Source organism: Hymenobacter aerilatus, assembly GCF_022921095.1.
In the GTDB taxonomy this organism is placed as follows: domain Bacteria; phylum Bacteroidota; class Bacteroidia; order Cytophagales; family Hymenobacteraceae; genus Hymenobacter; species Hymenobacter aerilatus.
This window is the reverse complement of record NZ_CP095053.1, coordinates 1,010,031-1,030,790: the sequence shown is the minus strand read 5'-3', so window position 1 is coordinate 1,030,790 and position 20,760 is coordinate 1,010,031. Positions and strand designations below refer to the sequence as shown.

Here is a 20,760-nt window from a genome sequence, read left to right as displayed (position 1 = left end):
GCATTCGGCTCAGGGCTTTTCCAGAAACTCCAGCAGCAGTTGATTTACCCGGTCGGGTTCTTCGTGCTGCACCCAATGGCTGGCCTCGGGTAGGTAGAACAGCTCTCCTTGCGCACAATAGGCTAGGCTTTGCTGGGCAAGCTCCGGTAGCAGAAACGCATCTTCAGAGCCCCAAATGATACGCACTGGCACCGTAACAGAAGCAGTGGAGGCCGCGGCGCGCCGTTGGTAGCGTACAGCCCGGTACCAGTTCACCATACCGCGCAGGGCGCCGGGCTGCGCCCAGGCCATATGGTACGCCGCCATATCGGCGTCCGAAAAGGTGCCCGGCCGGCTGGTAGCTTGCAGCGCCTGGCGCAGTGCCCGGTAGTGCCGACGGCGCAACCACCACTCGGGCAGCCTAGGCAACTGAAAAAAGAACATATACCAGCTTCTGCGGCGCTGCCGGCCGTTGCGGCGCAACGCCTGAGCCAACACGGCCGGGTGGGGCACGTTCAGCACGGCGGCCCGCTCTACCGATGCAGCATGATGGGTAGCTAGCCACCACGTAACGGCCGCGCCCCAGTCGTGGCCTACCAAAGTGGCCTTTTCCCTACCTGCAGCCGCCAGCAACCCCAGTACATCGGCAGCCAGTTCTTCTATGCGGTAGTCACGGATGCGGGGCGGCTTGCTGCTGCGGTTGTAGCCGCGCTGGTCAGGGGCCCACACGCGGTAGCCGGCCGCAGCCAGCGCCTGTAGTTGCCGCTGCCAGCCGTACCAGAAATCGGGGAAGCCGTGTAGTAGCAGCACCAGGGGGCCATCGGGAGGGCCGCATTGCACCACGTGTAGCTGCTGCCCGTTGGTGGGCACGGTGTGGTGTTCCAGCAAATACGTCATAGGAGGCTATACCGCAACAACGGCCGCGGGTTGCACGCCTTCCCTACCCTTAGGCCGCTTCCGGGCGCGACTGACCGCCATTCTGGCTGGCCTGATACGCCGCCCGGCTCTGCTCATGCAGCTGGCGCACCAACGGCAGCAGCTCGCTCAACTTGCAGCAGCACGCCATGCGGGCTACTTTCATCTGTCGGACGTGGGCACGGTGTGACACGGTCATGGAGTTGGTTTTTGGTTGGTGGTTTATGATTTTCAGGTAAGCGCTCCTTTGATTTCGCTGGTGCTTTATGTACATAACAAGCTGCAACAGAGCCACCAACCAAAAACCAACTAGCCCGCCTGCGCAAATAAGTCGAGCTGCTGGGTGACGAGGGCCGAGCGGACGGAGCCGCTGCCGAATAGAATCTGCCGGCGGATGCTTTGCTCGTCGTACTCGCGCTTTTCCAGGGCCATGCCTTTGCAGGTGATGAAGTACTTGGCCCGCTTCAGCACAACTCCAAACTTGTGCAGGTTGTCGAGGGAAAGCGAGGTGAAGCGCCGCGCCGCCACAATGCGCTTGGCCGATTTGGCCCCAATGCCGGGCACACGCAGAATCAGCTGGTAATCAGCCGTGTTCACATCCACTGGGAACATGTGGCGGTTGCGCAGCGCCCAAGCCAGCTTGGGGTCAATTTCGAGGTCAAGGTAGGGATGCTCTGGGTCCAAGATTTCGTCGGCCTGGAAGCCGTAGAAGCGCATCAGCCAGTCGGTTTGGTAGAGGCGGTGCTCCCGAATGACGGGCGGCTGCGTGAGCTGGGGCAGGCGGGCGTCGTCGGTGATGGGGATGTAGCCGGAGTAGTACACGCGCTTCAGCCCGTAGCCCTTGTAAAGCGAGTCGGTGAGCTGAATAATCTGGTGGTCATTCTCCGTCGAAGCACCCACAATCAGTTGGGTGCTCTGGCCAGCCGTGGCAAACTGTGGCACTTTCTTGAACAGCGCCTTTTCCTCCTTATTCTGCACAATACCGTCCCGGATCTGCGCCATCGGCGTCAGGATTTCCTGGTAGTTTTTCTCCGGCGCCAGATTCTGCAAGCTCATTTCGGAGGGTAGCTCGATGTTCACGCTCAAGCGGTCAGCATACAGGCCGGCCTCCTGAATCAGCTCCTCCGAAGCGCCCGGAATGGCCTTCACGTGGATGTAACCATTGAACTTGTGCTCGGTGCGCAGCTTTTTGATGATGCGCACCAGGCGCTCCATCGTGTAGTCGGGCGAGGAGAAAATGCCGGAACTCAGGAACAGGCCTTCGATGTAATTGCGGCGGTAGAAGTTCATGGTCAGATCCACTACCTCCTCCACTGTGAAAGCCGCACGCTTCACGTCGTTGCTCTTGCGCGACACGCAGTAGGCACAGTCGAAGATGCAGTGGTTGGTGAGCAGAATCTTGAGCAGCGACACGCAGCGCCCGTCCTCCGTGAACGAGTGACAGATACCCATACCCTCGGCATTGCCCAGACCTTTGTCCACGTTTTTGCGCTTGCCGCCGCTGCTGGAGCACGATACATCGTACTTCGCGGCATCTGCCAAGATGCTTAGTTTTTCCTGAATCCGCTCGTTCATGTAAGAGTCTGCTTTTCGGGCCTAAAAGTATTGATTGATCTGCAATAAACCAGGTAATAGTTAAGCTAATTTTTTTAGAAATAGTTTCGTAACACAGTCTTCTATTTTGTGCTAAGTAGAATGTTCTACTGAGCGCAGCGCAGCGGAGTCGAAGCATCTCGCAGCTGATGTTGGATACTATTTTTCATCAGCACGCGAGATGCTTCGACAAGCTCAGCAGGACGTGCTGAATTTGAAATAGGAGCGTATCGTTGCCTACACTGCGCAATTTGTGCCTGCTTGTGGCCGTTACGCGGCCGCCTTGCTAATCCACACCGTGCACAATCCTCGTAACTTGCCAGTTGCCGATTGGCTGCCTTCCTCCTTATGCGTTTCTGCGTTGCCTTTTTCAGCTTGTCGTTGCCCTGGCGCTTGGCGCTGGTGGTAGGATGCTGGCTGCTATGGGCACTACCCGCGCGGGCGCAGCAACCGGTGCGGGTGCTGCCCCCCGACACCACCGAAATAGCGCAGCCCGACTCGCTGAGGCGGGGTTTCGACGAGGAGCGCCTGCTCAATGGCCTGAAAGCCTACACCAAGCGCAAAACCATTGTCGGCAAGGCCACAGCCTTACTGTTTCGCTTTACACCGCCACGTGAGGATCGGGCCGGCCTCGATGCCCAGCTGGTAGACCGGCAGTTTGCCAGGCACAACTTCAAAATTGTGCGCCACATCAATATCACGCCGTTGGATGCGTTTGGCTACAACATCAACGACGTGAACCGGCAGCCGCGCAACTTTCTGGAGAAGGCCGGCAACAGTTTGCACATCAAAACATCCCGCTCGCGGGTGCGGCAGGTCCTGCTGTTTCGGCCCGGCCAGGAGCTGGACCCACTGGACTTGGCCGAATCGGAACGTTTGCTGCGCCAGACCTCCGAGATTCTGGACGCCCGCGTGTTCGTGAACGAGGCCACCACTACCGCCGACAGCGTAGATATTGAGGTCATCACCAAAGACGTGTTCAGCATCAGCGGTGGCTTTCAGCTGCGCGACGTGGACGCGGCCATTGTCGACCTGCGCGACATCAACTTTCTGGGCATGGGCCACCAGTTCCGCAACTCCTACCAGTATGGCCGCAATCTGCCCCAGAGCTGGTCGTATAGGGGAAGCTACCTGGTGCCGTTCCGCAACTTTCTATACGGCCAGGTGCGCGTGCGCGATGAGTATCGCAACAAAGAGCAAAGCCTCAGCCTGAACCGGAGCTTCTACTCCGTGAACACGCGCTACGCCTACGCCCTCAACATCGACCACTACAATATAGACGCCACCCGCTACCCCGATACGCTGTACCGGCCGCTGCGCTTCTACCGGCAAGATGTGTGGGTGGGCCGCTCCCTGCACTTGCCCAGCTACGACTTGGGCTACGAAAACCCCGGTCGCCTGGTAGTAGCAGCGCGGGCCATCAACACGCGCATTATTCTGTCGCCCTACCCCGAGTACCGCACCAATACGCTGCTGTACGGCACCTTGGGCTACACCGTGCGCCGCTACTACAAGGACAAATACCTGTTTGGCTTTGGCCGCACCGAGGACATTCCAACAGGCTCTATTTTCAGCTTCACGACGGGCTACGAGCTGAACGCCAAACAGAACCGCCATTACTATGGCATCCGGGCGGCGTATGCCGGGTATAGTCCGCTGCGGGGCTACCTCTACTTCAATGCCGAGTTTAGCAGCTACCTGCTCCGCCCCCAAAACAGCTGGCAGCAAGGTCAGCTCAACACCGAAGTGCTGTATTTCACACCGCTCTATCGCACCGGCAACTTCCAGTGGCGCCATTTTTTCTGGAACCGCTCCACCCTGGGTTTCAACCGCTTGGCCGATGAGGCACCGTTGGTCATTGATGGTAGCCGGGGTCTGCGCGGTTTCAACTCCAACCAAACCCTACGCGGGCAGAGCCGCTTCATTCTGAATTACGAAGCCAACGTATTCACGCCCCTATCCTTTCTGGGCTTCCGGGTGGCCGCGGTGGCCTTTGCCGATGCTGCCTGGTTGTCGGGCGGAGGGCAGGCGGTTCCGTTTTCCAGCAGGCCCTACACAGGGTTTGGGCTGGGCCTGCGCTTCCGCAACGAATACACCGTCTTGCGCACGTTCCAGTTCTTTTTGGGCTACTACCCCCGCGGCCAGGTCAGCGGCGACGGGTTTCGAATTTTCCAGTCTTCGCGTTCCTACTACGGCTTCAACGATTTCAGCATCGGCCAGCCCAGCATCACTACCTACCAGTAGCTTTCAATTAAAAATTGAGAATTAAGAATTAAGAATTGACCTTTGCTTGCTAGCGCGGCGGCTATTTCCGACGGTGTATTATGCTCGTTCGCTCCCAGAAGCATTGCGCAACACAGAGAAAAACTCCGTATACCAGTTGGTCACTGCTGTCCTAGAAAGGCCTTCCGCCTTTCTCATTCTTACTTTTTACTTGAGACCTGATGCTTTTAGGTGATTATAACGAACTCGAAGTAGCCCGCGAAGTTGATTTCGGCATGTACCTGATTTCTGACGACGGCGATATTCTGCTGCCCGCCAAGTACATACCAGACGGTACCAGGGTAGGCGACACGGTGCGCGTGTTTGTGTACCGCGACTCCGAAGACCGCCTCATTGCCACCAATCTGGAGCCCTACGCGCTGGTAGGTCAGTTTGCTACCCTCACTGTGCGCGATGTGTCGGGGGTAGGCGCCTTCCTGGACTGGGGCTTGGAGAAAGACCTACTGATTCCGCATAGCAACCTGCGCCGCACTCTGCGCCCCGGCGACCGGGCCACGGTATTTGTCTACCTCGATGAAACCACCGACCGCATCGTGGCCTCGGCTAAGTGGGAATGGTTTCTGAGTGACCAGCCCTACCCCGGCAAGGCCGGCGACACCGCCGAGCTGCTCATTGCCGACGAAACTGACCTGGGTTACAAAGCCATTGTAGACGGCACCCACCAGGGCCTGCTCTACCACAACGAAGTCTTCAAGCCCCTACGCCTGGGCGATGTGCACACCGGCTACGTGCGCCAAGTGCGCCCCGACGGCAAGCTCGACCTCACCATTCAGCGCCCCGGCTACGACGAAGCCCTGGCCGCCGCCGACGACCTGCTGGCTGCCCTCCGCAAAACTGGCTCTATCCCCCTCGGCGACAAAAGCGAGCCAGACGACATTTACCGCCGCCTGGGCATGAGCAAGAAAGTATTCAAAAAAGCGTTGGGCAGCCTGTACAAGCAAGGCTTGGTAACGCTCGCGCCGCTGGAAACGCGGTTGGTAGGAGAGAAATGAGGGTAGGAAGTGTGTCATCTTGAGTGTAGCGAAGGGGCGTGGGGACTGGTAGGCACCGAGAAAGTAGCTGTCTAGAAAGGCTGCCATCATAGAAAGGGTGTCATCCTGAGCGCAGCGAAGGACCTTATCACGTTGGAACAAGTCGTTGTCACGCTCGTCGTTCTATTGTGATAAGGTCCTTCGCTGCGCTCAGGATGACACACTTCTTACCCTTATACCCACTTGCCCTCACACCCTACTCCCTATTTCCTACCCTCACACCCCCCTACCCTACTCTCCCCCGCTGAATCCCTAACTCCAAGCCGCGTAATTCGGCTAGGCCGCGGAGGCGGCCGATGGCGGAGTAGCCGGGGTTGGTCTTTTTGGTGAGGTCGTCGAGCATCTGGTGGCCGTGGTCGGGGCGCATGGGGAGCGTAACCCCACGCTGCTGCATGGTTTCCACCAACTCCTTCATCACCTGATACATGTCCACGTCGCCTTCCAGGTGGTTATCCTCATAGAAGTCGCCGGCAGCGTTGCGGCGGGTGCTGCGCAGGTGAATGAAGTGGATGCGGTCGGCGAACTGGCGCACCATGGCGGGCAGGTCGTTTTCGGGGATGACGCCGAACGAACCGGTGCAGAAACACAGGCCGTTGCTGGGCGAGGGCACGGCGGCAAACAGCGCGGCTACATCCGCGGCGGTGCTCACCACTCGCGGCAAGCCTAAGATGGCATACGGCGGGTCGTCGGGATGAATAACGAGGCGCACGCCGGCTTCTTCGGCCACCGGCGCTACTTCGCTCAGAAAGTGGATGAGGTGCTGCCGTAGCCGCGCCGCATCAATACCCTGGTAGGCATCCAGCGCCTGTTGAAATTGGGCCAGGGTGAAGCTTTCCTCGCTGCCGGGTAGGCCTGCAATGATGTTGCGCTGCAATTGCAGTTGCTCGGCTTCGCTCATGCCCGCCAGGCGCTGCCGGGCGGCTTCCAGCTCCTCAGCCGTATAGTCGTGCTCGGCGCCTTGGCGCTTTAGCAGCAAGGTATCGAAGGCCACAAACGCCGCCCGCTCGAAGCGCAGGGCACGCGAGCCGTCAGGCATGGGGTAGCTCAGGTCGGTGCGCGTCCAGTCGAGCACCGGCATAAAGTTGTAGGTAACGGTGCGAATCCCGCACGCCCCCAGGTTGCGCAACGACTCCTTATACTTCTCAATATACTGCTGATACCCTGCGGCCTGCGTCTTGATGGCCTCGTGCACCGGCACGCTTTCCACCACACTCCACACTAAGCCCGCTGCCGCAATTTCGGCCTGTCGCTGCTGGATTTCGGCCACCGGCCACACCACGCCGTTGGGTAGGTGGTGCAAGGCCGTGACTACGCCTGTGCAGCCCGCTTGTCGAATATCAGCCAGAGAAACGGGGTCGGAAGGGCCAAACCAGCGCATGGTTTGCTCCAGAAAGTAAGGTTGTTGGGGCATTACTAGATATATCGGGATTTAAATAAATGACAGACGGGCTGTTTTCTTTTACACGCCGCCAAAAATAGAGAAGCCGCCGTCCACGCAAATCATGGAGCCGGTCACGAATTTGGAGGCGTCGCTGAGCAGCCACACCAGGGCACCTTGCAGCTCATCGGGGTGGCCGAAGCGCTGGAAGGGCGTTTGGCGGATTACCTTTTCGCCGCGGGCGGTGAAGCTGCCGTCGGGGTTGGTGAGCAGGCTGCGGTTCTGCTCGGTGAGGAAGAAGCCGGGGGCCAGCGCGTTCATGCGCAGCCGGTCGCCGTAGCGGTTGGCCATTTCCACCGCAAACCATTGGTTGTAACAGTCCACAGCCGCTTTGCCCATGTTGTAGCCCAGCACCTTGGTAATGGCCCGCTTGGAGTTCATGGACGAAATATTGACGATGCTGCCCGTGCCCGACTCGGCCAGCGCCGGCCCAAACACCTGGGTAGGCAGCACAGTGCCCCACACGTTCAGGTCCATCACGCGCTTCATGCCGGCCAGGTTCATCTTGAACACGTCCTCGGCGGGATCCAGCACACCGTCGGGGGCGTTGCCGCCGGCCCCGTTCACGAGGCCGTCTACCCGCCCAAACGTATCGAGCACCTGCTGGCGGGCGGCTTCTAGCTCGGTTTCTTCCAGCACATCGGCCACCAGAGCCACGGCCCTACCCCCTTGCTGCTGAATGGTGGTGGCGCGGGCCTGGGCCACCTCGGCATTGCGCCCCAAAATGCCTACGGCACCGCCCGCCGCCACAATACCATTGATAAATGCCTCACCCAAAATGCCGGTACCACCGGTCACTACAATTACTTTGTCCTGCAGGGAAAACGAATCGGTCATGCAAAAAACGATAAAGTGAGCCCCGAAGTAAAGGCATTCCGGCGGAAACACCCTGCTTCTGGGCAGCGGCACGGCCTACACGTTGTACTCAGATTGCCACCGCTCGATGGTGTGATTGTAGATGGCTTGGTTGGCCATGTGCACTGTGCAGGCCACCTTGGCCCCAGTGAAGACGTTGGAATCGGGCAGTTTTTTTTCGTGCACCGTACGGTGAAAATCGTTGAGCGCGTACCAGGAACCGTCTTTCAGCGGCCCCGTCTGGATGGGAATACCGCCGTTTTTGTCCCAGGTGATTTTGGTGGCGCCCGTCACGCCGTCCACGGTGCCGTACTCTTTCAGCGTGTCCTTTTCAGGGTAGTACACGCCCTCGTCGATGAGCAGGGAAATGGTGCCGCGGGTGCCTTTCAGCTTGAACAGGTAGCCGTCGTAGGCGTTGCCGCAGGTGGCCCCGAAGTTGCCAACCATGCCCTCCTGGGCGTAGCGGGCCATCACCTGCACGTTGTCGTAGGTTTCGCGGCCGTCTTTGTAGTAGTCGATACCACCAGTGCCAAACAACTCATCAACGTGGGTGTTGAAGGCCCAGTTGATAAAGTCGATCTGGTGGGAAAGCAGCTCGGCCGCCAGCCCGCCGGAATACTCGCGGTACATACGCCAGTTGATTTTGCGCTCCAACTCCGGCTCCGGTACGTGGCGGCGCCAGCTGCCGTTTCGGTCCCAGCGGCAGTCAATCTGCGTCACCTTGCCCAAGTAGCCCTTGTCTATCATCTCCTTCACTTTGTAGTAGAGCGGCGAGTAGCGATACTGGTGCCCTACCTGCACCGTCTGGTGGGGCCGTTGCCGGGCCAGCTGTACCAGCTCCAGGGCCTGCGGAATGTCGTAGGTCATGGTTTTTTCCAGATACACCTGCTTGCCGGCCAGTAAAGCCGCTTTGGCTACCTCAAAATGCAGGTAGAGCGGCACACAGATGATAACGGCCTCCACCTGGCGCGAGTCCAGCAAAGCGCGGTAGTTGAGGTAGGTTTTGGCTTTGGCGGCCGATTTCACCTTTAGGGCATTGGTGAGGCGGAAGGGCAGCTCGTCGCACAGGGCTGTCACTTCGTACTTGTCGGGTAGGTCGTTGATGATTTTGAGCAGGCCTGTGCCCCGGTCGCCGCAGCCAATTACTCCCACTTTGAGCTTGCCGGCCGCCGCAGGAGCGGCGAAGGCACTGAGCATCTGGTTGTGCAGCAGCAAGCCGCTGGTCAGCAGGCCGGTTTTTTTAAGAAAATCGCGGCGAAGAAAATCGGTCGTCATGGGTGGAGCAGGAGTTTGGTAAAGCCTACAGTAGCTGTATCGGCCACGGCGCCGGTAGGGCGCTGATAAATAAAATAAGCCTGAAGATCAGGATTTTGCCGCAGAAACGCGAGGGCGCGCGCCAGGCCCATGCCCATCAGGGCATTATCATAGGCGTCGGCCGTGAGGGCGTCGGGCGCTACCACCGTCACACTAATCAGTTCATTGCGAAAGGGGTAGCCCGTTTTGGGGTTGATGAGGTGCGCCGCCTGCTGTTCCCCTACCCGCCGAAACTTGCGGTAGTTGCCGGAGGTGGTCACGCCTCCCGCCGTTAGGCCAATCACCTGCTGCAAGGCCGGCGCGGCAAACGCACTGGTATCGGGCCGCTCAATGCCGATGCGCAGCGTCTCGCCGCCCGGCTGCCGGTGGCCGCGCACCCGCAGCTCGCCGCCTAGCTCCACCACGTAATTGCGGATGCCGTGGCGTTCCAACAGAGCCGCCAGCACATCCACGGTGTAGCCCTGGGCAATGCCGTTGAGGTCGAGGTGCAAAGTAGGCACTTGCTTGAGCAGGGAGTCGCCGCGCAGCGTCAGCTTATCGGAACCCACGCTGCGCAAAAGGGTCTGGATGGCTGCCGGGGTAGGCGCTCCGGCTGCGGGCTGTTGCCCAAAGCCCCAGGCTTGTACCAGCGGTTCCACGGTGGCATCAAACAGGCCATCGGTAGCGCGGCACACTTCCAGCGCCTTGCGCACCACACGTTGCAGGTGCTGGTCGGCACGCACGCCCCGCGGGGCTGCGTTGAAGCGGTTGATGAGCGAGCCGGGCTGATAAAGCGACAACGAAGCGTCGATTTCGGCCAGTTGCTGTGTCACTTCAGCCTGCTTCACTATGCTATCGGCGGCGTAGTACGTGAGGGCATAGGTAGTGCCCTGCGCATAGCCGTGCAAGTGAAACGCTTGCAACGGGGCCGGCGCTGGCGTCCATAGAGATGTTATAACAGCAAGTAGAAGTCGACTAAACATATGCTGAAACGAAGCAGCCGACAAGCTACGGTCCTTTAGCATAATTCCAGCCTTTTGTGTTCACTTTTTACGAAAACGTTTGCATAGATTAATCCGCTATTTTTTTGAAGTACTAATCCCTTTCTATAGGTTTACCACCGCCACTAAGTCTCTCAGCCACATTATAATTAGCTACATAATTGCGGCTTTTGCGCTGCATTTCTGCAAACGTTAGCACGAACGATTTAAGCTACTTTTTTTCCTATAGTACTTACTGCTTTCAGGGCGCATCATCGGCCTGCTTCAGGGCATTTACTGCCTGTATTCTTTCCGTCCCACCCCTATTCTCTATCATATGGCAACACCGTATACCAGCCACTTTCCCAAGGCTATTCTCTTCTTGTTGCTGCTCTTGCTAGCAACGGCTACGAGGCTGATAGCCCAGCAGCCAGGCAACACCATTAGCGGCAAGATTGTAGACGCAAAAGGGTCCGCACTGCCCGGCGTTACAGTTCAGGTGAAAGGCACCACTACCGGCACCAGCACCGGCCCCGATGGCACTTTTACATTACAAGCCCCTCCTACCGCTACCGAGCTGGTTGTCAGCTCGATTGGCTACACGCCGCAAACCGTGGCCATTGGCAGTCGGCGGCAATTCAGCGTGACGTTGCAGGAGGATGTGAAGTCCTTAGACGATGTGGTAGTGGTAGGCTACGGCACCCAGAAAAAAAGCCAAACTACGGGCGCTATTTCCTCGGTTACTTCTCGGGAAATCAGCGAGTTGCCCATAGCCGACCCGCGTCGGGCGCTGCAAGGACGGGCTGCCGGCGTGGATGTAACGCAAGCGGGCAGCCGCCCCGGTCAGGGCGTTACGGTGCGCATTCGGGGGCGGCGCTCCATCAATGCCAGCAACGAGCCGCTGTACGTGGTAGACGGCATTCCGCTGGCCGCGGGCATCGACGACATCAACCCCAATGACATTGCCTCTATGGAAGTGCTGAAAGATGCGTCGGCCACGGCTATCTACGGCTCGCGTGGGGCTAATGGTGTGGTGCTGGTAACTACGCGCCGGGGTACGGCCGGCAAAACCGTGGTGAGCTATGATGCCTACGGCGGCTTTTCGCAGGCACTAGGCCGGGTGGATATCATGAACGGAGCAGAGTTTGCGGAGATGAAGCGGGAGTCGCGCCGGGCCGTAGGCAACTACGACGACTCCAACCCGGCTGCGGCAGATCAGCGCTTGTTTTCGGCCGTGGAGCTGGAAGGAATTGAGCAAGGACGCAGCATCGACTACCCTTCCATGCTGCTGCGCACGGCAGGCATTCAGAGCCACCAGGTAGGGGTACGAGGCGGCAGCGAGAAAACGCAGTTTGCCGTTTCGGGCAACTTCTTCAAGGAAAATGGCATTCTGAAAACCACTGATTTCACGCGTTTTACGTTCCGCATCAACCTCGACCACCAGATCAACGACCACTTTCAGGTAGGTACTTCTACCCTGGGGGTATACAGCCTCAACAACGGCAACGACAGCCCCGTGTACGGAGGGGGACGCTTTAGTCCCTTCGGCGGGGCACTCAACGAAAACCCGCTGGGCAAGCCCTACGATGAGAACGGCAACCTCATTTTCCTACCTACCCCGACGGCCTGCGCTCCAACCCCGCGGCCGAGGTAGTGCCGGGCGCCAACATTGTAGAAACCCGCACGATGCGCCTGTTCAACAGCATCTATGCGAACTGGAAGATTACCAACGGGCTCCAATACCGTCTCAACTTCGGCCCCGACCTCACCAACGAGCGGTTTGGCAGCTTCACGGGGAGCAACACCAACGCCCGCCGGCTGGCCCCGGCCACTGCCCGCACCGAGTACGGCCAACGCTTCAACTACACGCTAGAGAACATTCTGACCTACAACAAGACGTTCAAGGACGTGCACACGCTGGGCGTTACGGCCCTGCATTCCATCCAGCGCGACCGGTACGAAAGGGCCTTCATCGACGTGAACGGGGTGGCAGCTGAAACGCAGGAGTTCTACAACCTGGGGCAGGCCAGCACCTTCAATACCCCTGGCACCGACCTGCGTACCTGGACGTTGCAGTCCTTCATGGGCCGCGTGAACTACGACTTTAAGGGCCGCTACCTGCTCACGCTCACGGGTCGCTACGATGGTTCTTCCCGCTTCGGGGCCAACAACAAATACGGTTTCTTCCCGTCGGTAGCGGTGGGGTGGAATGCCAGCGACGAGGCCTTTCTGAAGAACGTGTCGTGGCTGGATCAGCTGAAAGTACGTGGTAGCTACGGCGTTATCGGCAACACGGGCATCGACCCCTATCAGACCCAGAGCCTGTTGTCGCGCACCACGTATGCCTTCGGCAACAACCCCGCCTACGGCTACCGGGTAGGCAGCCTCGGCAACTCTGACCTGCGCTGGGAAACCACCGCCACCGGCAACATCGGCCTGGATTTCAGCCTGTGGAAAGGACGCCTGTCGGGCTCCCTAGAAGCCTACCAGGCCAATACCAGCGACCTGCTGCTCTACGACCAGCTGCCCATTTCCAACGGTTTTACGCAGGTGCTGCGCAACGTGGGCCGCACCCGCAACCGCGGCCTCGAAGCCACGGTTTCTACCGTCAACCTGAATACTGCTGGCGGCTTCCGCTGGTCGACGGACGTGCAGTTCACCCGCAACCGCGAGGCTATTCTGGAACTGTTTAACGGCAAGGTGGATGACGTGGGCAGCGGGCGCTTTATTGGGAAGCCGATTACGGCGTACTTCGATTACGAAAAGATTGGTATTTGGCAGACCGACGAGGCAGACCAGGCCAGAGGCTTTGGGCAGGCGCCGGGCCAGATTAAGGTGAAGGACCAGAACGGCGACGGCCGCATCGATGCCAACGACCGTGTGGTGCTGGGCTCCCAAGTGCCGAAGTGGTCGGGCGGCATCACCAACCGCTTCGAATTCAAGGGGTTTGACTTTTCGTTTTTCGTCTATGCGCGGGTAGGCAGCATGATACGCAGCGAGTTTCACACGGCGTACAACCGGCTAGCGGGCCGCTACAACAACCTGGATATCGATTACTGGACGCCCAACAACCCCACCAACGACTTCCCGCGGCCCAATGTGAACCAGGAAGAACCCATTTACGGCTCTACCCTCCAGTATTTCGACGGCACGTTTGTGAAGGTGCGCAACATCAACTTCGGCTACAACTTCACACCGGCCCTGGTGCAGCGCCTGCACCTGAGTGGGCTGCGCCTGTACACCAGCATTCAACAGCCCTTCATTTTTGCCCCTTACCGCTCCAAATACAAAGGCATCGACCCCGAAGTGGACGATCAGGTGAATGCTGGCCAGATTCCGTCGGTGCGGCAAATCACTTTCGGCCTGAACGCCAAGCTCTAGGCCTTTCTACCCCTACCCTGCCGGCTGCGGTGCCGCGCGGTAGTCCGTTGTTCAACTACTCCGATGTATTCTTATGAAATTCTTGACATACAGCAGGTTGCTTGCAGCAGCTTTCGTTTTAGCGGCTAGTTCCTCGTGCAATGATTTGCTGGAAGAGGAAGTGATTTCGCAGGTGGGCTCCCAATACATTACCAGCCCGGCTGGCTTCAACGCGGCTACTCAAGCCGTGTACGCCTCTCTGCGCGACTACTACGGCCGCGAAAGTGGCATGACCATGACCGTGTTCGGCACTGACACCTACACGATGGGGTCGGATGGGGTGTATAAGTTTGTGAATCAGTACACCACCCAGCTCGACGCTCGCACAGGCTACCTCAACGATATTTGGAACGCCTTCTACCTGGGTATCAACACGGCCAACGCGGTGGTGGCCCAGGCCCCGAACGTGACGGGCCTGGAAGAGGCCGTGAAAAAGCGCCGCGTGGCGGAGGTGAAGTTTCTGCGGGCGCACCACTATTTTATTCTTGTGCAGATGTTTGGAGCGGTGCCGCTGGTACTAGAGCAAAACGCTACGGCCACCAAGGAGGCTTCGCGCACGCCGGTGCCCCAGGTATACGCCGCCATTGTGAAGGACTTGCAGGAAGCCCTACCCGACCTAAACTCCACTACCGACTACGGCCGCGTGACCAAAGGCGCCTGTGAGCACCTGCTGGCGCGGGTGTACCTCACCAAAGCCACCTCCGAAGCCGCTGCCGCCGATGACTACGCCCAGGCCGCTACCTACGCCCAAAATGTCATCAAGAACTACTCCTACCGCCTGCTCCCCGACTTTGCCAACGTGTTTGCGCAGGGCGCGGGCGAGGTGAACGACGAGGTGATTTTTGCTACCCAGTACACCTCCGACCCCACCACCAACGGCTCCGGCAACGAAACGCACATTCACTTTCTGATGGAGTACGACGTGGTGGCCGGCATGCAACGCGACGTTTTTTACGGCCGTCCTTACAAGCGTTTCCGGCCGACCAACTACACGCTGAACACCATTTTCAAGGACCGCACCAACGACTCGCGCTACCAGAAAAGCTTCCGCACCACGTACCTCAGCAACAAGCCCGGCACGTATACCAACGTCTTCGACAACACCAAAACGCGCGTTACCTACCAGCTGGGCGATACGGCCATTTACCTGCCCGGCGAGGAATGGTCACGGGCCAAGCGCGCCAGCAAGCCCTACCAGGTGCTGGTGCCCAGCCTGTATAGTGCACGCCTTTTTCCTACCCTCACCAAGTTTCTTGATGCTCTGCGGCCCGATTTATCCTACCTGAACGGCAGCCGCGACTTCCTGATGTTTAGGCTGGCCGAAACGCACCTGATTGCGGCCGAAGCGCTGCTGAAGCAGGGCAAAGCAAACGAGGCACTACCCCATATCAACGCGGTGCGGCGGCGGGCGGCGTTTGCGGGCAAGGAGGCCGCCATGCAAATCACCGCTGACCAGCTGACGATGGAGTTTATTATGGAAGAGCGCGAGCGGGAGCTGCTGGGCGAGATGTTTCGGTGGTTTGATTTGAAGCGCTGGGGCAAGCTGATAGAGCGCGTGAAGCTCTACAATCCTGATGGTGCCCCCAACATCAAAGACTATCACGTGTTGCGCCCCATTCCGCAAAACCAAATTGACCGCACGGCGGGCGGGGCCGCTGCCTTCCCGCAAAATCCTGGCTATTAAGCAACCCTCCAGCCGTTGGCACTTCTATATGGAAGTGCCAACGGCCTGCCTATTCTGGTAAAAAAGAGTAGCTTACTCCAACAACACACTCATCCACCTTACTCCCCACTCCTTGAAACCAACAACCTTTCTGACCACCTGCGCCGCTACCTTTCTGCTAACTGCTTTCCACAACCCGCCGGCACCCAAACCGGCCGATACTTGGCAAAACCTGTTTGACGGCAAAACGCTGAAAGGCTGGAAAAAGCTGGCCGGCACCGCTGACTATAAGGTGGAAAACGGCGCTATTGTGGGCACTACCGTGATGAACTCTGGCAACACTTTTCTGGTGACGGAGAAAGAATATGGCGACTTTGTGCTGGAGCTGGACATCAAGTTGGAAAGCAACGAGGGCAACTCCGGCGTGCAAACCCGCAGCCACTTCGACTCGCCGGAGCAGAAGGGCAAGGTATACGGCCGGCAAGTAGAAATAGACCCCTCGGCGCGGAGCTGGTCGGGCGGCATCTACGATGAGGCGCGCCGGCAGTGGCTCTACCCCCTGGATCTGCACCCCGAGGCCAAAACGGCCTACAAAGCCGGGCAGTACAACCACCTCAAGATTGAGTGCATCGGCAACGAGACGAAAACCTGGCTCAACAACGTGCCCGTGGCCTACGTGGTAGACCCGCTGGATCCCAAGGGCTTCATTGGCCTGCAAGTGCACGGCATCTCCGACAAGGCGCAGGAGGGGAAGAAAATTTACTTCAAGAACATCAAAATCAAGACCACCAACTTGCAGCCCACGGCTTTCCCAAGTGATGTGTATGTGGTAAACTTTGTACCGAATACGCTCACAGCCAGCGAAAAGAAAGGCGGCTGGAAGCTGCTCTTCGACGGCAAAACCAACAAAGGCTGGCACAGTGCCAAAGGCGGTGCTTTCCCGGCCCAGGGCTGGCAGGTAACGGACGGCACGATGACGGTGCTATCGTCGGAGGGCAAGGAGGCGGCCAACGGCGGCGACATTGTGAGCGACGACCAGTACAGCGCCTTCGACCTGTCGTTTGAGTTTAAGCTGACGCCCGGCGCCAACAGCGGCGTGAAATACTTTGTGACCTTAGACGAGAAAACCCAGGGCTCGGCCATCGGTCTGGAGTACCAGGTGCTGGACGACGAACGGCACCCCGACGCCAAACTCGGGCGCGACGGCAACCGCACCCTAGCCTCGCTCTACGACCTGAAAAAGGCCGACAAGTCGCCGCGCTTTATCCACCCCATTGGCGAGTGGAACACGGGCCGCGTGGTGGTCTACCCCAACAACCACGTGGAGCACTACCTCAACGGCTCGAAGGTGCTGGAGTACGAACGCGGCTCCAAAGATTTCCGCGACCTGGTAGCCATCAGCAAATACAAGGTGTGGCCCAACTTCGGGGAAGCGCCAAAAGGCCATTTGCTGCTACAAGACCACGGCAACCTAGTTTCCTTCCGCAGCATCAAGATGAAGGAGTTGAAGTAAGCACACGGTTCCCTACCCTATTCCCCACCTAGCAAACAGCCTTTCTATATGTCTACATCACGTCGTGTTTTTCTACAACAAATGGCCCTGGCCGGGGCGGGTACGCTTCTACCGCAGGTTACGTGGTCGGCCAGCAGCTACAAGCGCATCATTGGCGCCAACGACCGGGTACGGGTAGGCGTGGTCGGCTTTTCTGACCGCCACCGCAACTCGCACATGCCCTGCTTCTTGAACCATTACAAGGAGCTAAACTTCGATATAGTAGGGGTATCCGACATCTGGAAACAGCGCCGCGAGGAAGGTGCCGCCGTCTGGAAAGAAAAGCTGGGCCACAGCGTGAAGGCCTACCGCAACAACGACGAGCTGTATGGTAGCAAGAGCGTGGATGCGGTGTTCATCGGTACGGCCGACTTTCAGCACGCGCTGCACGCCATTGAAGCCGTGCAGGCCGGCTGCGACGCCTACGTGGAGAAGCCCTTCGCCGAAACCATGGCCGACAACCGCGCTGCCCTGAAAGCCGTGAAGGCCTCGAAGCAGATTATCCAGATTGGCTCGCAGCGCCGCAGCGGCTCCAACTATAAGGCCGCCGAGCAGTACATCAAGTCGGGCAAGTTTGGACCGATTACGATGGTAGAGTTGAGTTGGAACGTGAACCAGCCGGGCCGGTGGCGTCGGCCGGAGCTAGTAAGCCAGCTCCGGCAGGAAGATATCGACTGGAAGCGCTACCTGATGAACCGACCCAACGAAGCCTACGACCCACGTAAGTACTTGGAGTACCGTTTGTTCTGGCCCTACTCTTCGGGCCTACCCGGCCAGTGGATGTCGCACCAGATTGATACCGTGCACTGGTTTACGGGCCTGAAGCACCCGCGCAGCGTAGTGGCCAACGGTGGCATTTATATGTGGAAAGACGGCCGTCGCAACTGGGACACCATCACATCGGTGTTCGACTATGGTCCCGAAAACGACCCATCGCAGGGCTTCCAGGTGATGTTTGCCTCACGCATGCACAACGGAGACGAGCGCCCGGCTGAAATCTACTACTCCAACGGCGGCGAGCTGAACCTGATTACCAACAAGGTGTCGCCCAACGGCGGCCTCACCAAGCGCCACGCCGAGGCCATGCACATGCAGCCCAACCTGTTGCAAGAGTTTAGCCTGTCGAACACCGAAGCGGCGGTGGCTTCGGCCAACACCGGCGGCGACGTGCTCACCTCCAACCACGTGCGCAACTGGATGGAGTGCATCCGCAGCCGCAAGGAAACCAACGCGCCCGTAGAGGCCGGCTACAGCCACTCCATTGCTAATATCATGACCACCGCGGCCAGCCACACCGGCCTGAAAGCCACCTTCGATGAGAAAACGCAGGAGGTGATGGTAGGCGGCAAGGTGTTTACGATGTAAGTTGCTGCCAGAGCCCGTGTCCCTACCCCTCTACTGCAGAAGGGGGTAGGGACACGGGTTTCATCTTGTACTTGTCTGCTTACTGTATTGCAATGAGAAAAGCACTCTATCTACTTCTGCCCCTGCTCTATTGTTCTGCCGCATACGCGCAGCAGGCGCAACCTGTACGACTGGCAAAAGACCCGAAGGCCCGCAAAATAGACGTGTTTGTAGGCAAGCAACTCTTCACCAGCTTCCTCTACCCCGATACGCTGGAAAAGCCTGTGCTATACCCGCTGCACGCAGCCAGCGGTGCCGTCGTCACCCGCGGCTTTCCGGTGGCGCCCCAGCCCGGCGACCCCACCGACCACCCGCACCACCTGGGCCTGTGGTTCAACTTCGAGAATGTGAACGGTCTGGATTTCTGGAACAACTCCTACGCTATTCCGGCCGAGAAAAAGGCCAACTATGGCTGGATCCGGACGGATAAAATTCTGGAAACCACCAACGGCTCTACCGGCACCCTCGCCTACCACGCCAACTGGACCAACCAGCAACGCGACGTGCTGCTGGAAGAAACCACCCGCCTGGAGTTCAGCGGCACGGCCCAGCAGCGCATCATCGACCGCTATACTACCCTGAAAGCAAACACCACCGTCACCTTCACCGATGCCAAAGACGGCATGCTGGGGCTGCGGCTGGCCCACGCCCTGCAAATCCCGGAGACGAAAGACCAAAAGTTCACCGACGATAAAGGCAACGTGACCGTAGTGAAGGGCGGCACCGACAAGGTAGCCAACGGCAACTACCTCACCAGCGCCGGCAAGCGCGGCAACGACGCCTGGAGCACCCGCGCCGCCTGGTGCATGGCCTACGGCAAAATGGGCAACGACTCTGTGAGCGTTGCCATTATCGACCACCCGACCAACCCCAACTACCCTACCTTCTGGCACGCTCGCGGCTACGGGTTGTTTGCGGCCAACCCCTTGGGCGAGAAAATATTTACGGAAGGCAAATCGGCGAAAAACCTACAGCTCAAAAAAGGCGAGTCGGTGAGCTTTCGCTACCGCGTTGTTATCAGCAATGGTGTGAAGGTGCTGGCACCTGCACAAGTAGAGGAATCAGCTGCCAACTTTGCCAAGAAGCGTGTGGCCGTAACCAAGTAAGCGCGGCGGCAAGTTGCTGGCTCCTACCCTGGCCACGCCCTACCCACTGTAAAGCCCGGCCAACTGGTCGGGCTTTTTGCTTGGTGCTACCCGGGGACAGGCGAACAATTACCCGTGCATACCCCTGCGCAGCACAAACATACAGGGCAGAAACGCAAATAATGGCTATTTTTCGGGATGAATCCCGTCAATCTCAAACAGCTTGCCCAGGAGCTGAACCTATCGGTATCCACCGTTTCCAGGGCATTGAGCGACAGCTACGAGATAAGCGCGACGACCAAGGCCAAGGTGCAGGAGCTGGCCCGGCAGCTGGGCTATGAGCCCAACCCCTACGCTAGCAGCCTGCGCCGGCAGAAAAGCAAAACCATCGGCGTGGTGATTCCGGAAGTAGCCAACAACTTTTTCTCGCTGGCTATCAATGGCATTGAGGAGGTGGCCCGCGAAAACAACTACCACGTGCTCATCTACCTCACCCACGATGACGCCGCGCAGGAGGCCACCATTGTGCAGCACCTTGCCAGCGGCCGGGTAGATGGGCTGCTAGCATCGGTGGCGGGTGCCACGCAGGATTTCACTCACTTCGGTAAGTTACAGGCCCGCCGCACGCCCATGGTGTTTTTCGACCGGGTGTGCGAGGAGTTTGCCACGGCCAAAATTACCACCGACGACTACCAGAGTGGCTACCAGGCCACCCAGCATTTGCTGGATGCCGGCTGCCTCCACATTGCCCACCTGCTCATCTCCGACCGCCTATCCATTGGGCAGAAGCGACTGCAAGGCTACCACGACGCGCTGCGGGACCACGGCCTCACGCCCGACCCTACCCTGCTGCTGCACGGCACCCCCAACAAGGCCCACAACCAAGCCCTTATTCAGGAGCTACTGCAGCAAAACCCGGCCGTCGATGGCATCTTTGCATCCGTGGAAACGCTGGCCATGAGTAGCTACCTGGCGTGTCGCCACCTGGGCCGCCGCATTCCGGAAGACGTGAAAATCATCAGCTTTTCCAACCTGGAAATTGCCGATCTGCTCGATCCGCCTCTCACCACCATCACCCAGCCGGCCTACGAAATAGGTAGGGAGGCGGCACGCATCCTGTTCAAAGCAATTCTCAAGAACCGCCCTACCCTACCCACTCAGAGTCAAGAGCTGAAATCGAAACTCATCAAGCGCCGCTCAACAGCAACTTTGTGAGCAAACAGCTACGCAAACCACATAAAAAAAAGCCCCAGGCAATACTTCGTTGCC

At 58.7% G+C, this 20,760-nt stretch carries 16 protein-coding genes; 9 read left to right on the top strand and 7 right to left on the bottom strand.

The window, feature by feature from the left end; translation table 11 throughout:
- Window positions 1–9: 9 nt before the first annotated feature.
- The 3 genes from MUN82_RS04420 to MUN82_RS04410 form a co-directional block, all read right to left on the bottom strand.
- Complete coding sequence (locus MUN82_RS04420; protein ID WP_245095302.1) at window positions 10–876, bottom strand: alpha/beta fold hydrolase; 867 nt, start codon at window positions 874–876, stop codon at window positions 10–12.
- A gap of 49 nt (window positions 877–925) precedes the next feature.
- A complete protein-coding gene (locus MUN82_RS04415) occupies window positions 926–1,087 on the bottom strand; it encodes a hypothetical protein (protein ID WP_245095301.1) in 162 nt (53 codons plus the stop codon).
- A 116-nt stretch (window positions 1,088–1,203) separates the two neighbouring features.
- Window positions 1,204–2,469 (bottom strand): putative DNA modification/repair radical SAM protein, encoded by a 1,266-nt coding sequence (locus tag MUN82_RS04410; protein ID WP_245095300.1) that lies wholly within the window; start codon window positions 2,467–2,469, stop codon window positions 1,204–1,206.
- A 366-nt stretch (window positions 2,470–2,835) separates the two neighbouring features.
- On the opposite strand from MUN82_RS04410, the gene MUN82_RS04405 reads away from it, so the two are divergent.
- Both MUN82_RS04405 and MUN82_RS04400 read left to right on the top strand, forming a co-directional pair.
- A complete protein-coding gene (locus MUN82_RS04405; RefSeq protein WP_245095299.1) occupies window positions 2,836–4,731 on the top strand; it encodes a BamA/TamA family outer membrane protein in 1,896 nt (631 codons plus the stop codon).
- A 200-nt stretch (window positions 4,732–4,931) separates the two neighbouring features.
- Complete coding sequence (locus tag MUN82_RS04400) at window positions 4,932–5,762, top strand: CvfB family protein (RefSeq protein WP_245095297.1); 831 nt, start codon at window positions 4,932–4,934, stop codon at window positions 5,760–5,762.
- A gap of 265 nt (window positions 5,763–6,027) precedes the next feature.
- Here MUN82_RS04400 and uxuA read toward each other — a convergent pair whose 3' ends face one another.
- The 4 genes from uxuA to MUN82_RS04380 all read right to left on the bottom strand — a co-directional run bounded on the left by uxuA (window position 6,028) and on the right by MUN82_RS04380 (window position 10,370).
- Window positions 6,028–7,212 carry a mannonate dehydratase gene (gene uxuA / locus MUN82_RS04395; RefSeq protein ID WP_245095295.1) on the bottom strand — a complete coding sequence of 395 codons (1,185 nt, stop codon included), beginning with the start codon at window positions 7,210–7,212 and terminating at the stop codon, window positions 6,028–6,030.
- Between the two features lie 48 nt (window positions 7,213–7,260).
- Window positions 7,261–8,076 carry an SDR family oxidoreductase gene (locus MUN82_RS04390; protein WP_245095293.1) on the bottom strand — a complete coding sequence of 272 codons (816 nt, stop codon included), beginning with the start codon at window positions 8,074–8,076 and terminating at the stop codon, window positions 7,261–7,263.
- A 75-nt stretch (window positions 8,077–8,151) separates the two neighbouring features.
- Entirely contained in the window at window positions 8,152–9,369 is a 1,218-nt protein-coding gene (locus tag MUN82_RS04385) for a Gfo/Idh/MocA family protein (RefSeq protein ID WP_245095291.1), read from the bottom strand.
- The gene (locus MUN82_RS04380; protein WP_245095290.1) at window positions 9,366–10,370 is read right to left on the bottom strand and encodes an FAD:protein FMN transferase; all 1,005 of its coding nucleotides are present in this window, start codon (window positions 10,368–10,370) and stop codon (window positions 9,366–9,368) included. The genes MUN82_RS04385 and MUN82_RS04380 overlap by 4 nt, the downstream gene beginning before the upstream one ends.
- 334 nt (window positions 10,371–10,704) lie before the next feature.
- Between MUN82_RS04380 and MUN82_RS22355 the strand changes: the two genes are divergently transcribed.
- From MUN82_RS22355 to MUN82_RS04350, 7 genes are all read left to right on the top strand, one after another.
- Entirely contained in the window at window positions 10,705–12,021 is a 1,317-nt protein-coding gene (locus MUN82_RS22355) for a SusC/RagA family TonB-linked outer membrane protein (protein WP_311136425.1), read from the top strand.
- A complete protein-coding gene (locus MUN82_RS22350; RefSeq protein WP_311136424.1) occupies window positions 12,021–13,748 on the top strand; it encodes a SusC/RagA family TonB-linked outer membrane protein in 1,728 nt (575 codons plus the stop codon). Before MUN82_RS22355 ends, MUN82_RS22350 begins: the two co-directional genes overlap by 1 nt.
- A gap of 145 nt (window positions 13,749–13,893) precedes the next feature.
- Window positions 13,894–15,471 carry a RagB/SusD family nutrient uptake outer membrane protein gene (locus MUN82_RS04370; protein WP_311136423.1) on the top strand — a complete coding sequence of 526 codons (1,578 nt, stop codon included), beginning with the start codon at window positions 13,894–13,896 and terminating at the stop codon, window positions 15,469–15,471.
- Window positions 15,472–15,583: 112 nt separating this feature from the next.
- Complete coding sequence (locus MUN82_RS04365; protein WP_311136422.1) at window positions 15,584–16,963, top strand: 3-keto-disaccharide hydrolase; 1,380 nt, start codon at window positions 15,584–15,586, stop codon at window positions 16,961–16,963.
- Window positions 16,964–17,011: 48 nt separating this feature from the next.
- The gene (locus MUN82_RS04360) at window positions 17,012–18,367 is read left to right on the top strand and encodes a Gfo/Idh/MocA family protein (protein WP_245095286.1); all 1,356 of its coding nucleotides are present in this window, start codon (window positions 17,012–17,014) and stop codon (window positions 18,365–18,367) included.
- A 92-nt stretch (window positions 18,368–18,459) separates the two neighbouring features.
- Window positions 18,460–19,512 (top strand): DUF6807 domain-containing protein, encoded by a 1,053-nt coding sequence (locus MUN82_RS04355; RefSeq protein WP_245095284.1) that lies wholly within the window; start codon window positions 18,460–18,462, stop codon window positions 19,510–19,512.
- Window positions 19,513–19,689: 177 nt separating this feature from the next.
- Complete coding sequence (locus MUN82_RS04350) at window positions 19,690–20,706, top strand: LacI family DNA-binding transcriptional regulator (protein ID WP_245095282.1); 1,017 nt, start codon at window positions 19,690–19,692, stop codon at window positions 20,704–20,706.
- Window positions 20,707–20,760: the final 54 nt, after the last annotated feature.

Excerpts from the sequence above, each read along its gene's own strand:
- MUN82_RS04420 (WP_245095302.1), bottom strand. The coding sequence starts at position 876 with ATGACGTATTTGCTGGAACACCACACCGTGCCCACCAACGGGCAGCAG.
- MUN82_RS04410 (WP_245095300.1), bottom strand. The coding sequence starts at position 2,469 with ATGAACGAGCGGATTCAGGAAAAACTAAGCATCTTGGCAGATGCCGCG.
- MUN82_RS04405 (WP_245095299.1), top strand. The coding sequence starts at position 2,836 with ATGCGTTTCTGCGTTGCCTTTTTCAGCTTGTCGTTGCCCTGGCGCTTG.
- MUN82_RS04400 (WP_245095297.1), top strand. The coding sequence starts at position 4,932 with ATGCTTTTAGGTGATTATAACGAACTCGAAGTAGCCCGCGAAGTTGAT.
- uxuA (WP_245095295.1), bottom strand. The coding sequence starts at position 7,212 with ATGCCCCAACAACCTTACTTTCTGGAGCAAACCATGCGCTGGTTTGGC.
- MUN82_RS04390 (WP_245095293.1), bottom strand. The coding sequence starts at position 8,076 with ATGACCGATTCGTTTTCCCTGCAGGACAAAGTAATTGTAGTGACCGGT.
- MUN82_RS04385 (WP_245095291.1), bottom strand. The coding sequence starts at position 9,369 with ATGACGACCGATTTTCTTCGCCGCGATTTTCTTAAAAAAACCGGCCTG.
- MUN82_RS04380 (WP_245095290.1), bottom strand. The coding sequence starts at position 10,370 with ATGTTTAGTCGACTTCTACTTGCTGTTATAACATCTCTATGGACGCCA.
- MUN82_RS22355 (WP_311136425.1), top strand. The coding sequence starts at position 10,705 with ATGGCAACACCGTATACCAGCCACTTTCCCAAGGCTATTCTCTTCTTG.
- MUN82_RS04360 (WP_245095286.1), top strand. The coding sequence starts at position 17,012 with ATGTCTACATCACGTCGTGTTTTTCTACAACAAATGGCCCTGGCCGGG.
- MUN82_RS04355 (WP_245095284.1), top strand. The coding sequence starts at position 18,460 with ATGAGAAAAGCACTCTATCTACTTCTGCCCCTGCTCTATTGTTCTGCC.
- MUN82_RS04350 (WP_245095282.1), top strand. The coding sequence starts at position 19,690 with ATGAATCCCGTCAATCTCAAACAGCTTGCCCAGGAGCTGAACCTATCG.